This is a genomic window from Calothrix sp. PCC 7507, assembly GCF_000316575.1.
Taxonomy (GTDB): domain Bacteria; phylum Cyanobacteriota; class Cyanobacteriia; order Cyanobacteriales; family Nostocaceae; genus Fortiea.
Map to the genome: position 1 here is coordinate 2239956 of NC_019682.1, position 15984 is coordinate 2255939.

A 15984-nucleotide genomic window follows, 5' to 3' on the forward strand; every position below is an offset into this window, starting at 1 on the left:
AATCAGACTACAAACTTAAATCATTTAAGAATGTAGGTAAACAACATCAATGATACTCAAGACAGCTATTTTTTGCTAACGTAAGGTTTTTAGCTGTTTACAGCAATAGGCGACTAAGTACAAACTCATCAAAGGCGGCGGGAAATCCAGTCCCACAAGAGGGGTGTCCGGGATAGCCCAGCTGTACGAGAGTTTTATGTGTATCGGCATTGAGGGGTCAAACCTACCATTCGCCAGCAGTATCCTTTTAGGGGTGGGATGAGCTTAACACTCAGGACTCAGCACTGAATCAACTCAAGCAAAGTTATTTTGCTGGGAAGTTGGATTTTTTGACTGTTTTATGCTATTAATTCCGAGAAGCTGCCATGTTGGTTGTCTAGTGAAAGCTGACAACATCTAATGAGTCGTCGTACTGCCGGAATTTCTCAATATCTTTTAACTTCCTGGAATTCAACTTAGTTATCAAATTAATTTTCTCAAGCAGCTACTGATTGGCGATCGCCAAAATTTCCGACAATCATTAACATAAATTGAACTCAGAAATCAGAGGGGCTAAAGCCAGCGCTCACAACTTTAAATAATCGTAAATTAAATTTCACACCAGTTGACGTAAATTTCTAGTTAAGGTATTTTAACGTGAATTCCCGTGTAGATGAAATTCAAAGACTGATCGCAGATATTGACAAATTACTTGCCACTGCGAGTAAGCGCCAGCCTAAGCTTTTGTCTGTTCAGGCACAAGAGCCGCGCGAGATTTTAGAACGAACTCGTGACTTGCTGGCCAAGTTAGGAGAAAGTGATGTCTTGGACAGCAGTACCCGCAACAAGGTTTCTGGACAACAACCGTTGTCACCGTTGTTGGCAAAATTTGTTGAAGGTAACATTCAGTCTTCAACACAGTATCAGGAACCGGATGAGGAACAGAGTCCTACTGTTCTACCCCAACAATTAAACAGTGAATTTACGGCATTGCTGCAGCCGTTGCGATCGGAATTAGCCGGGCTATTGCAAGAAAGGACAAATCTTGTGCAAGAAATTAGACTTTTAGAGCAAAGGCGATCGCAAAACTACTCCTTAAGTCAGCAGTTAGCAAATCAAGAGCAGGTAATTAACGAATTTCTCCAGGTGCTGATGAATCGCCTGGCATCACATTTAGCACAAACCTCTACAAATTCCCCCAGTTCCACACCAATAAACCCCATAGCACCTTTTTTAGGAACCTCAAATCAAGCAGAGCGTTTAACACAACTGACTAGAGAACTAGATCAACGTCTAGTGTCATTAGATGGGACTGTAAATGTTGTTTTTGAAGCCCTACAGCGGAATATTCAAAGTTATCACGAGTCTCTGTCACAAGCACTTTCCCGAATGCACAGCCAGGGAGTGCAAGGCGAACAGTTGATGGCGAGCTTTTTTCAAAATTTGACGCAGCATTTGCAGCAGCAATCTCCTGGTTATCAGCCAAATTTACTTGTAGTCCATGAAACGCTACCTGTGGTGGAGGTATCAGCAGCCTTAACTGAACCATTGGAATTGACTCAGCCGGAAACTACTGATAAAGATCCAGATGTTACAGAGGATCTGGATGCAGTACTTTTGCAGTTTGCTCAAAATGCGTCTCCAGCTTCAGAAACTACGTCCGCCATCCCCAGCGAATTACAGCCAGATCGTTTAGATGCAGTAGACCAACTGTACGCTAGCTTGTTTGGTAATAACGATGCAACTGACCCCAGTCCCACTGATGAGTTATCTGTGTTGGCTACGGCTTCCCCATCGGCGTTAAATATCCCCGAAACTCCCACTGAGCAACTACTACCATTAGAGGCGGTGGCGAAAGTCCCAGATCCTTGGCTAGAATCACCAGATGCGGATGTTGCAGTGCCGCAAAACCCTAACTCACCAAAATTGGCTGATGTGGTTTTTCAACCCATAGACTCATCATCGCAGTTATGGGATGCATTGTTTGCTGATGAAGATTCTGAACCAGCCCCGTCTCTAAGCATATCTAGTTTGCCACCAACAGAAGTTGCGGCGACGGAGAGTTTACCTACTCAGCTAGCGAGTGCGGATACAATTACATATCTGACAGACTTATTAGTTGATTTCGGTGAGCAGGAACAGTTGCTTCCTGTTTCATCTCCAGAGGCCGTAGTCACAACTCCAACAGTGACAACTGTTACGGAAAGATCAGAAGTCGTGGTTAGCGATGAGGAGCAAGAGCAGCCTTTAGATAACTACATTTTGGCTTCACCGCAAGAAAATTTGCTTTCTCCAGTGGCTAACGCAGCTAATACTATTCCTGATATTTCCCTGGATGATGTGCAGTTGCAGCAATTGGAACTGGACTTGGCTAATTTAGATATTACCGCAGATTGGGATAGTTATAGCCAGCAGGAACTGTATGCAGAATCTCAACAGACGGCAGCTTTCTCGCGGTTAGATATCCCGCAACTTGTGCCTACTTCCATTCCTCAGCCAGAAGTTGAGTTAGATTTTAGCCCTACATCTGAAAAAAAAAAGGAAGTCACAATTCCCAATTCAGACAGCAAGCATCCAGAAATTTCTTTGCCCAATGTCCTTGACTCAATCTGGTATCTAGGAATTGATTTGGGAACAACAGGAATTTCCGCTGCATTGTTGAATCACTCAACTGCTGTTGTTTATCCCATCCATTGGTCAGCAGAGAACCAAGCCGGAGCAACTTCTTTTCAGCAATCGCTGCGTTTACCAGCAGAGGTTTATTTACCTGCAGTTCCTGTACCTCAGGGAGAGGGTGAAAGCACGGAAGCTAGTGAACAGAAGGTGTCTGATAGCCTAGTTGCCACTGATACAGTTCCTAAGTCGGCTCCGGAACTGACGAATAATCTTTACTCGGCACAATTGAAGCCATATTTACAAGTAGCTATTCCCTATAAAAATGCCCGACAAAAATGGGAACCTGTGCTGCAATTTAATGAGTTTTCTGCCGGGCCTTTGATTTGGGTGGTGCGATCGCTCTCGAAACTGCTGTCAACTCTCAAATCCGATCGCCACAGCACTACTCAAGGTTTAACCGCTACGGCTGTGGGTTTAGATGAAAAAACCTTCAGTAGTATTATTAGTAACATTGCTGGTGTGATTTGTACTTGTCCAGCTAGTTGGTCAGAACAATATCGCTTCAATGTGCGAGAAGCTTTACTGACTAGTAAAATAGTCCCACATCCACAACAAGTATTTTTTATTGAAGAAGCGATCGCTAGTCTACTGAGTGTACTCGATGGCGCTAACGGTGAAAACATTCAGGTCAGCGATATCCAGGGTCTGCATCCCATTAAAAGCAGCGAACAGCCTCTAGTCGGTAGCACCCTGGCGATTAATATCGGTGCAACTGCCACAGAAATGGCTCTAGTAGATTTGCCAGATACTCTAGTTCAATTGGCACATCAAGATTTCATGCTCCACAGTTTTGCCTATGCTGGTAAGGGGATTGAGCAAGATATTATCTGCCAGCTACTATTACCACCAAAATCTCGGCAATCACGGGCGGAAATTCAAGGTGATGACAAAACTATTACCAGTAATCCTTGGCATTGGCAGCCCAGTATTCCCGGTTTAGACCAAATGCAGTGGCAGAGTTTGGGGTTAGAAGAATTAGAACTACCCCGTGTCGGGGAACCTGATATCACGGTGCGAATTCGCCTCCAGCAACGTCTGGAAAGTTCGCTTTTGGGACAGGCGGTGCTGGATGCGGCTTTGGCTTTGAAGCTAATTTTGCAACATCATGACTCATTTACCCTAGATTTAGCCGATCAGCGATGGGTGCTGCAACGACGAGACTTAGAAACCCAGGTGTTAGTCCCGTTTGTGCGCCGCCTCAATCGAGAACTTAATAAGTTGTTGGTGGCTCGTGGGATTCCGACAGAAGCAATTAATCAAGCTATCTTGACTGGTGGCGTAGCTTCTATCAACACGGTGAACCGTTGGCTACGACAAAAACTCCCCAATGCCAAGATTTTGCAAGACTCATATCTGGGTGACAACGGCGCTCCTAATTGCAGTCGAGTGGCTTACGGGTTGGCTATGCTACCTTTGCATCCCCAAGTTTTAGATATCCCCAGACAACAATATACTGACTATTTCTTATTTACAGAATTGCTGCGGCTTTTACCAGACCGCTCTTTATCTTTCAGTGAAGTTGTGCAGTTATTCGAGGGGCGCGGTATTAATACTCGGACTTGTCAGCAACGCCTGCTGGCTTTCTTGGAAGGTGAGTTACCTCCGGGTTTGATACCTAACAATCTAGATTCTACCTGGCTGACTCAGAGTTCCCATGAAAATCCAGATTATCAGGCGATCGCTGCTACACCACTTTTTGAAAAACAAGGCAGCCTGAGTTATCGTCCTAATTCGCAACAACTTTTGTCCCTGCGTCACTATCTAGAGGCGATCAAAGCTAGTACTCAGCAGTCTCTTGAAGAACCATATCTGGTTAATTTCGCCTTAGAAGTTTCTCAATAACCCCAATTCATCAAAAAAGGGAACGGGGAATGGGGAACAGTGTTTTCTATTCTTCAGTCCCTTTTGAATGAACGCAGCGCGGGAATGAGACAACCTCATAAACGTTATTATCAAGCTCTCATTTCCACAAGAGGATAGAGTTTTTCATAAAATTGACCAAGGTATTGTCTAAGTAGAATTACTGTTTAATTCGCTCAATCAGAGCTTACCTCAACATTTTTATATATAAAATTTTACGGAAAATACGGAAAGTTTAAAATACCCCTGTCTAATTAAAAGATTCTGTAAAGTTCATCTTAGTAGATTTTCCTGAGTAACAAAATTGTCTATATTAATCTCACCTCATTGACAAACTTCAGTATAAACAAACACAAAAAAGTTTAAATTAAAAACTCAGACTCGCATAGTTTAGGTCGAGGCGCAAAACCCACCATTTTCTAGGATTTGGTGTTATTTTATTGAACTCACAATCATCGTTAACTGAACTATATTGCAGCACAGGCGATCGGGCAAATAAATATTTAAGTACTATTGTATTTATGACTACCTATAATACTGAGAGCAAGAGTTATGCCGTGGACAACTTAGCCCTACTAAACCAGCTTTATTCATTTCATGTTCCACGAAAGCCTTTACACCCCTCCGTCACCAGTTCGACAAAACGATTGATTGATATTCTCGGTGCCATAGTTGGGCTAATAATCACGGCTTTGGTAGTTATTCCCGTAAGCATTGTTACTATAATTGATAATCCGGGCCCAATATTTTATTCTCAAATTCGCTGTGGTCTGAAGGGAAAACCATTCCGCATCTGGAAGTTTCGTTCGATGGTTGTCAATGCTGACCAACTTAAGCATCTGGTGAAAAACCAAGCTCAAGGCCACATTTTTAAATCTGTTGACGATCCACGCATTACCCGCGTGGGTAAGTTCTTGCGAAACACTAGCCTAGATGAATTCCCTCAATTTTGGAACGTCTTGTTGGGGGATATGAGTTTAGTTGGGACTCGCCCACCTACTCCTGATGAAGTCATGCACTACGAACCACACCATTGGGAAAGATTACGCGTCAAGCCTGGTATGACTGGGGAATGGCAAGCTAACGGTCGCTCCAGCATCAAAGATTTTGAAACTATCGTGAGTATGGATATCAATTATCAACTTAAGTGGTCTGTAGCTTATGATCTGCTTTTGATTTTGAAAACTATCTGGGTGGTGTTCAAAAAGAGCGGCGCTTATTAACAGTTATCAGTTATCAGTTAACAGTTTCATAATATGGAACATAATGGGAAGCATAAAAACTTTGACTCTTGACCTTTGACTTAAGAGGGTGTTTGAAAAGTCTTTTTCTCGGTATCAAATATTTCTTCACCCCACCCTAACCCTCCCCTTATAAAGAGGAGGGAACCGGATTTTATTGTTTCCCCCCTTTATAAGGGCAGGGCTGTTTCATTCCCTAAAAGGCTCTGATTTACAAGCGTTTCAAGCAAAAAAGTCAGGTGACTAAAAAATCTGATTGGGCAAGAAAATCGCGTTAGCACTGAAATTTACTCGTTGAGGTGGTAGCTTTTCGATGACCAAATCAAGCAAATTTCTGACTCATACTCTTGACAAAACATCTAAGTTATCGAATGAAACAGCCCTGCTTTATAAGGGGAGGGAACCGGATTTTATTGTTTCCCCCCTTTATAAGGGGGGATTAAGGGGGGTAAGAATGTAATTAAAATCACAGCGAAATACTTTTCAAACATCCTCTAAGTCACAGTTTTTCACCCCTTTACGCCACTACTGGTTTCAGTTGGTACGATGTAGCGCTGTAAAAATATAAATAATATCAGCACTGGGGCAATAGAAATTATAGAGCCAGCCGCTATTAACCGCCAGTCAAGGGAAAAAGTACCCGCTAGCTTGGCTACTCCTAGCGGAAGCGTGTATAAATTTTCATCTTGAATGACGATTAAAGGCCAAAGAAAATCACTCCAAGAGCCAATAAATACGAAAATAGCCAAAGTCACTAGTGCTGGGCGGATTGCTGGGATCATAATATGCCACCACAAGCCTAACTCCGAACTGCCATCCATGCGTGCCGCTTCTTCTATTTCTTTGGGAACGCCCATAAAAGCTTGCCGCAATAAAAAAATGCCAAAGGCAGAAGCTAAACTGGGAAAAATCATGCCCAAATAAGAGTTTCTCAATCCTAGTTGGACTGTCAAAATGTACAGGGGAATCATGACGATCTGGAAGGGGATCATAATCGTAGAAACGATCGCAATAAAGATCCAGTCTCGCCCCGGAAATGACAGTCTCGCTAAGGGATAAGCGGCTAATGCACAAAAAAGTAGATTCAAGACAACAGTTAGCACCGCCACCAATATACTGTTATGCAGGTATTGTCCAAAAGGTAAAGACTGCCACACACTAAAGAAATTATTGAGTGTGGGTTGATTTGGCCACAACTGCGGTGGCGACTGCAAAATATTTTCTGTTGGAGATTTCAAAGCTGTACTGATTAGCCATAGCAGCGGGAATAGCGTCACCAGGGCGATCGCTCCTAACAGTCCATATACAATTAGAGTCTGTAGTCTTTTGTTATTGGTCATTGGTCATCAGTTATCAGTTATCAGTTATCAGTTACTCCCCCATTCTGTATAAACAGCTTGTAATGGTCTATCCCAAGGTTGGGTAGGTAATTGGGGTAAGTAGGCAAAGTCAAACACAATGCCGATAGTGGGTTTTGTGTTCCATTGAGGGAGACTAAGCAGGCGATCATAATATCCTCCACCATACCCCAAGCGATATCCTTGATAATCACAGGCGACACTAGGAACAAGAATTAAATCTACTTCTGCCGGATCTATAATTGGCGCATGAGGATGAGGTTCACTAATACCATAAGTGCCGATTTCTAAAGAGTCTCCGGGTTCCCAGCGATGCCAAACTAGGGATTTACCAACGCAACGAGAAAATCCCCAACGGTATTTGGTGTCTGTAAATAATAAAGTCAGATCGGGTTCTTGGCGAAAGGTGAAATAAGCCAGTATTGTTTTTGCTTGGGTAAATAAAGCAGAGGTTTGCAGTTGGGTGCAAATGCGATCGCTTTTTTCTCTCCACTCTCCGACGGACATTGATTGTCGTGTTTTGAGGAGAGTTTGGCGTAGTCCTGTTTTATTCACGGTGCAAATTTAACAGTTATCAGTTTCATCCAGTTTTTATTTCTTTGACCCTTGTAATTTTAACTATTTTAGGAAACGAAACAGCGTTGCCATGATTGAGTAGGTTGATTTTACACACATAAAAAAATCTGCCCGTAGGGGCGCGGTTCCCGCGCCCGTGGTTCCCGCGTAGTAATTGCTTTGAGTTTTCATAAGGATGACACCTCTAAGAGGGCGGGGAAACCCCACCCCTACAAGACGAATGATGGGAAACCCCACCCCTACAAGGCGAATGGGAGGTCTGATCCCTATGCGGAATGTGGGTTATGACCTAACCCGTATTCATTTTTCTTTTCCCCTAGTAGTCTGTCAGGGTTGAAATGAGGGACCGTAGTCTCGCTCACGCGGGCTTTTCGGCCCGCACTACCAAAAACCCCTCAAAACAAAATTGACAAACCACTAGTACAGTGCGGCGGAAATAAGCAGACCATTCTCAATCGCTAAAAAGCTTACTCCATATTACTTTTGACTTTTGACTTTTGACTTTTGACTTCCGCCTTGCGGTACTAGTTCCATAAGAGGGTGACATCAAGCGTCGCTAATGAAATCTTCACAAATAATTCTATTGATTGCTATCCAGTTTTTTCTTTCTTGAGCAACTTTATTTCAATTGAGTATTTTTACTTAATTTTTTCCCATCATCCTCCTTAATACATATAATTTATGTTTTTTCAATCAAACAAGATAGTTTTTTCATGAAGATTATGTGATTTTTATATAAAGATTTCTTTAAAATAGAAAAATCAATGGACAAACCATTAAGCCGATATGTATAAAATTATGTAATGCCGTTAGCGTAAAAGAATACGCCCTACATCTAGTAGATACACCCTTCGTGGAAAATTGAATAAGCTAACGAAATCTAAGCAGAACCAGTTTCTGTAAATGATTTTCCCTGTGCTATCGTACCTTTCTGTCTTTCGTAAGCATCTTTACTTAGTGTAGATAATCCTACACACATCTTAACCAGAGCCTCTACCAGACTACATCTTAGTGTGCGTGTGTATTGTCAATAGCAAAAGACTATTGATCAAAACTGTTTGAACTCGATTGTTTGAACTCAACGCGAGAAATTATCTGAAAAACCACATCAGATAATGTTTAAACGCTTGCGTATAAAGTTGCATAGCACTGGGAGTGTAATTTACTACTAAATCAATAGTATGTACACTTAAGTGAGGAATTGGACAACATGAAATTAATGTTGGTATGCACCTCTGGGGGGCATTTTGCAACCATGAAAAGTCTGAAGTCTTTCTGGTCGCTACATGATAGAGTTTGGGTGAGCGATCGCAAGAAAGATACAGCAAGTCTTGAACAAGGCGAAAAAGTGCATTGGTTGCCTTATCAAGCACCAAGAGATATATTAGCTCTCTTGCTAAATATTCCCGAAACTTTCAGAATTCTGGTGCGTGAAAAACCAGACGTTGTTATTTCCACAGGAGCAAGTTTAGCGATAAACTTTGCATTTATAGGGAAACTTTTGGGCATCAAATTCGTCTTCATTGAAAGTATTTCTCGCAGTCAAGAATTAAGTGTTTCCGGAAAATTAGTTTACTTAATAGCTGACGAGTTTTACGTTCAATGGCCTGAACTTTGCGAGAAATATGACAAAGTCGTTTTCAGAGGTTATGTTTCATGATTTTGATGACCTTAGGAACGATATCATTTCCCTTTGATCGTGCTATTCTTTGGTTGAAAATTCTGTTGGATCGGGGCGTAATTACCGAACCTGTTTTTTTGCAGTATGGCGCTAGTGATATTTCAGCTTTAGCAGAACATCCTTTAGTAACGGTAGAATCAACAGTAACTTTAGAGAAATTAATTAAGTTAGCAGATAATTCGCGCCTAGTGATTTCTCATGCCGGACAAGGTTCTACAAGAATGTTGGCAAGTAGAAAAGTTCCTTTTGTTCTCATCCCCAGGCTGAAACTTTATGGAGAACATGTAGACGATCATCAGCGGTGGTTTGCTGAAGCCGTTGCCCCACGAGGCATCCAAAACTTTGTTGATTTAGATGAATTAGAAAAAGCTATTTTACAGCCACCTCCTCGATTTCAAGGACAACTTTTTAGTAATCCCAAACTCACAGATTACCTCATGAGGCAATATCCTCCAGAAGAATCTGTTTCTTTAATGTCATAAATAGCCTCATGACAATTTATTCACTTCCAGCAAAAATTGTGAATTTAGTTTTTGAATAAAAGGTTGCATCCTATCATTTTGCATGGGTTAAATACCCATAGTTTCTCTTGAATAATTTAAGGTTAAAGGCTTTGAAGGTATCGACAATCATCAAAAATCACTGGCTACCTCTTCTGGGTTTAAATGGCACAATTCTTGGCTGTTCGGTAGTTATTGCTGGCTTATCACCAAGAACTTGGACAGCTAATTCTCAATTTATTTTGCCGGATACCACAACAAATTTAGATGCTAATTTGGGAACATTAGGACAAATTAAAGACCAAGGCATCGCATTTACCAACGAACTCAGCCCGTTGCAAGTTCAGACTTCTATTATCACTAGCAATGACGTACTTCGACCGCTTTGGTCAACTGATCCAGAAAAAGATAAGTATCCTGTACTTGAGAGTTATAAGAAGTTATTTAAAGTCAAAGCGGTAGATCAATCTACAACAATTCAAGTAGAGGTTCAAGGTTCTTTAGCAGAACTTGCAAAACAAAGATCAGAAAGACTGATCAAGAGTTATCAACGTCGTGTGAATGAACTGCGCCAGGGAACATCAGCCGCCAGACAGCAATTTAGCCAAGTGCAGTTGGAAGATGCTGAACGCAAACTGCGGGTAGCCAAGAATAAATTGGCACAGTTTAAGAAGTCTACAGGGTTGGTGAGTAGCGAGGATCAGACTAAGAATTTAGTTGAAGCGATTAAGTCTACGAGAATGGAAAAAACGCAGACATCAGCACAAGCACAAGCCGCGAAAATACGTAGTGATGTCTTATCCAAACGTATTGGAATGACTTCACCCCAAGCAATTAGTTCTTTACGGTTGAGTCAAAACAAGGAGTATCAAGCACTACGACAAAAGTTATCCGAAATAGATACAGCGATCGCAGTTGCTCAAGGAGACTTCACGGGGAATCATCCCACTGTAAAATCATTACAAGACAAACGCGATCAACTCGTGACTGCACTTTATCAACGACGAGTTGAACTAGTGCCAAATGCTACAGGAGTTGATACTAGCTTTGGTGGTAACAGCTTCAAAGATACCACTATGGACTTAATCGCCGAATTAATTCAGGCTGACGCTGAAAGTAAAGCCCTCCAACAGCAAGCGCTGCAACTTCAAAACGAGGTAGATAATCTGCAATCGCAATTAAGTAAGTTTTCTACCAAACAGGCTGAATTATCTGACCTACAACGCAGGTATGATATCGCTGAAGGGGTTTATAAAGGGATTGTTGCCCAATTAGAGCAATCCAAGATTACCGCTTTTAATGCTTATCCCAATGTGCAAGTTCTGGATCAACCGCGAGTCAATCCCAAACCCATAAGTCCTAAACTCTCGTTGATTGCTCTTGGTGCCATATTGTCGTCAATTTTGGGTAGTGCGGCGTTGATTTCATTCTTAGAGTCTCGCAATCCCTTACTCAAACCTAAAGACTTGCGAGGGATTGAATTACCGATACTGGCGCGGATTCCCACTTGCAAATCTTCTACTCTCGGTTTGTCGCTGGAATCGGGTACAGATATCTGGTTTCAACGGCTAGCTTCTACTATTAGCTTAATGCCATTAGCAAACCGTCGCCTGATGGTTAGTAGTTCCACGCCAGGAGAGGGTAAGACAACAGTCACACTAGGATTAGCAGCGGCGTTATCTTTTTTGGGCTTTAGGGTGCTGATTGTGGATGGTGATTTCCATCAAGCTAAGTTGAGTCATTATTTTGGCTATGTTCTACCGAAAGAAACAGTAGTTTTACCGACACCAGTGCAGATTAACTACAGGTGGGATTTGTTACCAGCAATGCAGATATCTAACGGTAGAGCCGTAGAGTTTGTCGCCCGTGGGGGGTTTGAGAGGCATCTAGATGCGATTCAAAAAGCAGGTAAATACGATTATGTGATTGTTGATAGCGCGCCTGTTGGTTGCACTAGTGAAGCGGCTTTGATGGCTTCTGCGATCGCTAACGTCTTGTTAGTGATTCAGTTGGGAGTGAGCGATCGCCATATGGTACAGGAAAGTATGGAACAATTGATCCGCCATCACGCCCGAATTATTGGTTTAGTGATGAATGGTGACGAAAAACGGGCTGAGGGGTATGTCTACAAGCATGATGGTAAACAGGTTAATTCATGAGACAGCAGATTTTTGCACCTACGCCCAACAATCAAGATAGTCATGTCTTGTTTCAAGGAATTTGGTTGCGATGGCAAGCCTTAACACACGCAGAGAGAGTTGTCTGTATGGGAATTATTTTGATTCCCATCTGGTGGGTGATTGGCTGGGGTGTCGTCCTCTTCCTTTGGGTAACGACTATCACGATTTATGAATTCTCTGTTTATCAACGGGTGCGGCTATCAAAACCGAGTATAGAAGTCATAGCGATCGCACTTTTTGCATTTAATAGTGCGATCGCCTATATACTCAACTCTCCAGAAGTAGTTCCTAGAGCCTTACTCAATCCATTTTTAACCTGGGGTTGTGGTGGACTTTTACTTTGGTATATTCAAAGTAATCAAATTCGTCTGCGTCTACAAGTAGTTGCTTGGGCTTTTTCTCTCATCATCTGTATGATGCTGATTTGGTGGGTATTTTTTCACTTTGTGCTATCAGAGCCAAACTTTATTCCACCCCGCACTCTCTATGCTGTAATTTTTGATAAAGGCGCATATAATCCCAGTAAATTGGGTAGTGTCGGCAATTTTTTAGTTCCCTACATGATGAGCGATAACGGTTTTGGAGGACTCCGCCGTTACACTTTCTTTTTACCTCATCCCACAACTACCTCTTTCGTCATTGGTTTCGCTGGACTCATAGCACTTGATATTAAAAACCGTTATTGGTCATTACCAATAGTTGCAGGTTGCACGTTTTTAATGATTATTTGTCAAGCTCGGAATTCCTGGGTAGCCTTGCCAATTGTATTAATTATCCGTTGGCTATTTATCGCCGGCAAAACCAAAGGATTAACATTCATCTTGGTATTATCAACAATCCTCAGCTTTACAACTCTCTGCGTACCGACAATGACAGATTGGATTATTGAAACCCGTACAAATACAGTTGAAGCTACCAGCAACTTTCGCAAAGATTCAACAGAGATTCGGAATTTAATCTATCAGCGGACGTGGGAAAATGTCATAGAAGAGCCTTCCTTAATTGGACATGGCATAAATGGTACTTCTGTCCAACCTGGATATGAATTTGCCGCACTTGGCACTGAGAGTTTTATTTTAGGAACATTGTTGTATAAATCAGGTTTTTTAGGTACAGGATTGTTTCTCACATATTTTGTATTTTTCCTAGCCAGCCTCTACAAAACGCGCTCAAATAAACCAGCTTGTTGTTTTCTAGTTTTGCTATACCTGGGCTTAACTTCTCCAGTCACAGAATTTGATGCCCCTGTAATATTCATTCCTTTAATATCTACCATGTTGTACCAAAAACAATTCTAACGGGAATGAGGAATAGTTTCAGGGAGTAAGAGAAATAACCCTTGACAAATGATCAATGACAAATAACAAATGACAAAACCATGCGTAAACTACTAATTTTACCCGGCAATTGTGACACATTAGGAGGTGCATTAGTTTCATTATCAATGTTGATTGCAGGAGTACAAAAACTACGAATGCAAGAGCATCTTTGTGTTTTAGTCCAAGCTGATTCCGCAATGGAGAAGTATTTACAAAAATCAGGTCAAGACTTTTGTCTCCAACCAATTCACGCCCCCAGTCAAACAGAGCTTTTCCAGCGAGCATTGCAGTGGGTAAACCAACAACCAAAAAACTATCCTTTACTATTAGATAGCTGTGCCTACAACTACTTATTACCGACTTTATTAACGAAAGCGCCGAAGCTGCGTTTGAGTGGTCGTCCCATCTATTACTTTTGTCATGATCTAGTAGCCTCAAACCACTTTTTAGGCTATCTAGCCAGGAAATTTATCTTTTTTTGTTTGTCTCCCCGCTCAATCTGCAATTCCTATTTTACTGCCCGTCATGTGCGAGATTTGATGCCTAATATTCAAGGCGTGCTTTATCAATCAGTTGACAAAGAGCGGTTTAATGAATCTCCCTTATTGACTCCACCAAAAGAGTTACAAGCAATTCTTCAATATGGATTTCGGATCATGTTAACCCCGTCCCGATTGAACACAATTTATAACAGTAAAAATGGAGATAAAAACTTGCGAGCATTAATTCCTGTGCTTGCAAAATTGAAAGTAATGGGCTATAATTATCATGGAGTTGTGATTGGAGAAGATAAATCTCCCAATCAAATCAACAGTAGTTTTTTACTAAAACTTGCAGAAGAATATGGAGTTAGCGATCGCTTTACAATTTTGCCTCCAACCCTAGCGATCGAAGACTACTATAAATGTGCAGATGTAGTGGTGACACTAGCGCCCCAAGAAGCTTTTGGGCGGGTTGTCGTAGAAGCGATCGCCTGTGGCGTGCCAGTAATTGGTAGCCGCACCGGGGGAATTGGTGAAATACTCAATCACTTTGCACCTGCATGGACAGTAGATTCAGAAGATATTCAAGCAGCCGCTACAGCAATTATCAAAGTTGCTAACGATCCCAACACATCAAAACTACTTGAACAGGGAAAAAATTGGGTGCAGTCAGAGTGCAACATCACCAACTACGCACAAAGAATGCTCGAAATCACAGGGATATCTGTATCTGCAATCAAACCCACAGCCTCAATCACATAGACTTTCCTTTTTCCCTTTGCGCCTCCGCGCCTCTGCGTGAGAAAAAAATCTTATGCATCTCTGCATCAGGCCAAACGCCACGCACCCTAATTCAACAAATCCCATGTGGAACCTTGCACACAACACAAAAGCCGAAATTCTAGTCATCTCCCGCGTCTTTTTTCCTGATACAGGTGGTATCCAAGAATATGCGTACAATCGCTGCTTGCAAGACCCAGATCAGATCATCGTCCTCACCAGCGCCTGTGCAGGTGACCAGTCTTTTGATTGCGAACAACCGTTTCCCATCTATCGCTGGCCGATGTCTGCAATGACACACCTGGGTGCATTAGGGAGTTTTCTCAAACAAATACTGAATATTTTATGGTCAGTGGTGCTTGCAATCAGACTGCATCAACGCTACCGTTATCGCTATATTGAATGGTGTCACGGCTACGACTTTTTATCTCTGCTCTTGTTAAGCTATTTGCTACCCGTGCAGTGTGTCATCTACCTCCACGGCGATGATGTCCTTTGTCCGCTGAAAAACCCAGTTTTTCGCTGGCTATTTGAGTGGACGCTACGACGCACCACAACCATTGTCTGCAATAGCAACTTCACTCGCAATTACCTCATAGACAACTTTCAGGTTGATACCCCCATACGAGTCATTCACCCAACCGTCAGACCGGAAAAATTTGGTCAACATAGCCTAGAACAAGTAAATCACTTGCGTGCCCAGATCCGCCAGCAGCATCAAATTCCGGAACAGGCGATCGCTATCTTATCAGTAGGAAGACTAGTTAAACGTAAAGGCTTCGACCGAGTAATTGAGAACTTACCAAATTTAATAGCTGAAGGTATTGATGTCTACTATATTATTTGCGGTCAGGGTGCGATGGCATCTGAACTCAGGTTATTAGCTGAAAAATTGGGCGTAACCTCACGAATTATTTTCGCTGGATATGTACCTGATGAAGAATTAACAGGCTATTACGCAGCATGTGACATATTTTCTCTGCTCACCTTCTTTGATAGTAAACAAAAAAGCATTGAAGGGTTTGGAATTGTTTATTTAGAAGCAGGTTACTTTGCTAAACCCGTGATTGCTTCACGAGTAGGAGGTGTAGAAGATGCTGTCTTACACGAAAATAACGGTTTATTAGTAAATCCAAACTCAACTGTAGAAACTTTCGCAATGCTACGTCAGTTGTGTAGAGATAGAAAACTACGTGAACGCCTCGGTTCACAAGGAAAAGAACTAGCAACCCGTATCACTCCCCATCGGACACTCTACATCACCTAAATTTCTATTTTTCCCTAATATCTGAACTTTGAAATACTCGTAGGGTGGGCAGTGCCCACCAAAACCCTAATACGGTGAGCAGTGC

Annotated in this window: 10 protein-coding genes; 8 read left to right on the top strand and 2 right to left on the bottom strand. The window is 42.0% G+C overall.

Going from position 1 to position 15984, the window contains the following annotated elements; all coding sequences use genetic code 11:
- The first annotated feature begins 636 nt into the window (after positions 1 to 636).
- Positions 637 to 4497, top strand: a complete 3861-nt coding sequence (locus tag CAL7507_RS09795) for a hypothetical protein (protein ID WP_015128303.1) — start codon at positions 637 to 639, stop codon at positions 4495 to 4497.
- A gap of 539 nt (positions 4498 to 5036) precedes the next feature.
- The gene (locus CAL7507_RS09800) at positions 5037 to 5738 is read left to right on the top strand and encodes a sugar transferase (protein ID WP_015128304.1); all 702 of its coding nucleotides are present in this window, start codon (positions 5037 to 5039) and stop codon (positions 5736 to 5738) included.
- 527 nt (positions 5739 to 6265) lie between these two features.
- Here CAL7507_RS09800 and CAL7507_RS09805 read toward each other — a convergent pair.
- Together CAL7507_RS09805 and CAL7507_RS09810 are read right to left on the bottom strand one after the other, a co-directional pair.
- Positions 6266 to 7096, bottom strand: coding sequence for a carbohydrate ABC transporter permease (locus CAL7507_RS09805; protein ID WP_015128305.1), 831 nt, complete (start codon positions 7094 to 7096; stop codon positions 6266 to 6268).
- Between the two features lie 27 nt (positions 7097 to 7123).
- A complete protein-coding gene (locus CAL7507_RS09810; RefSeq protein WP_015128306.1) occupies positions 7124 to 7669 on the bottom strand; it encodes a 5-formyltetrahydrofolate cyclo-ligase in 546 nt (181 codons plus the stop codon).
- Between the two features lie 1231 nt (positions 7670 to 8900).
- Between CAL7507_RS09810 and pssD the strand changes: the two genes are divergently transcribed.
- From pssD to CAL7507_RS09840, 6 genes are all read left to right on the top strand, one after another.
- Positions 8901 to 9350 carry a PssD/Cps14F family polysaccharide biosynthesis glycosyltransferase gene (pssD, locus tag CAL7507_RS09815; protein ID WP_015128307.1) on the top strand — a complete coding sequence of 150 codons (450 nt, stop codon included), beginning with the start codon at positions 8901 to 8903 and terminating at the stop codon, positions 9348 to 9350.
- Positions 9347 to 9853, top strand: coding sequence for a glycosyltransferase (locus tag CAL7507_RS09820; protein WP_015128308.1), 507 nt, complete (start codon positions 9347 to 9349; stop codon positions 9851 to 9853). Before pssD ends, CAL7507_RS09820 begins: the two co-directional genes overlap by 4 nt.
- Before the next feature lie 131 nt (positions 9854 to 9984).
- Positions 9985 to 12030, top strand: coding sequence for a tyrosine-protein kinase domain-containing protein (locus tag CAL7507_RS09825; RefSeq protein WP_015128309.1), 2046 nt, complete (start codon positions 9985 to 9987; stop codon positions 12028 to 12030).
- On the top strand, positions 12027 to 13349 hold the full coding sequence (locus tag CAL7507_RS09830; RefSeq protein ID WP_015128310.1) for an O-antigen polymerase: 1323 nt from the start codon (positions 12027 to 12029) through the stop codon (positions 13347 to 13349). The genes CAL7507_RS09825 and CAL7507_RS09830 overlap by 4 nt, the downstream gene beginning before the upstream one ends.
- 80 nt (positions 13350 to 13429) lie before the next feature.
- The gene (locus tag CAL7507_RS09835) at positions 13430 to 14614 is read left to right on the top strand and encodes a glycosyltransferase family 4 protein (RefSeq protein WP_015128311.1); all 1185 of its coding nucleotides are present in this window, start codon (positions 13430 to 13432) and stop codon (positions 14612 to 14614) included.
- Between the two features lie 103 nt (positions 14615 to 14717).
- On the top strand, positions 14718 to 15899 hold the full coding sequence (locus CAL7507_RS09840) for a glycosyltransferase family 4 protein (protein WP_015128312.1): 1182 nt from the start codon (positions 14718 to 14720) through the stop codon (positions 15897 to 15899).
- Positions 15900 to 15984 lie beyond the last annotated feature (85 nt).

What these genes read in the sequence shown, in the direction of transcription:
- pssD (WP_015128307.1), top strand. Translation starts at nt 8,901, where the DNA reads ATGAAATTAATGTTGGTATGCACCTCTGGGGGGCATTTTGCAACCATG.
- CAL7507_RS09820 (WP_015128308.1), top strand. Translation starts at nt 9,347, where the DNA reads ATGATTTTGATGACCTTAGGAACGATATCATTTCCCTTTGATCGTGCT.
- CAL7507_RS09835 (WP_015128311.1), top strand. Translation starts at nt 13,430, where the DNA reads ATGCGTAAACTACTAATTTTACCCGGCAATTGTGACACATTAGGAGGT.
- CAL7507_RS09840 (WP_015128312.1), top strand. Translation starts at nt 14,718, where the DNA reads ATGTGGAACCTTGCACACAACACAAAAGCCGAAATTCTAGTCATCTCC.
- CAL7507_RS09800 (WP_015128304.1), top strand. Translation starts at nt 5,037, where the DNA reads ATGACTACCTATAATACTGAGAGCAAGAGTTATGCCGTGGACAACTTA.
- CAL7507_RS09830 (WP_015128310.1), top strand. Translation starts at nt 12,027, where the DNA reads ATGAGACAGCAGATTTTTGCACCTACGCCCAACAATCAAGATAGTCAT.
- CAL7507_RS09805 (WP_015128305.1), bottom strand. Translation starts at nt 7,096, where the DNA reads ATGACCAATAACAAAAGACTACAGACTCTAATTGTATATGGACTGTTA.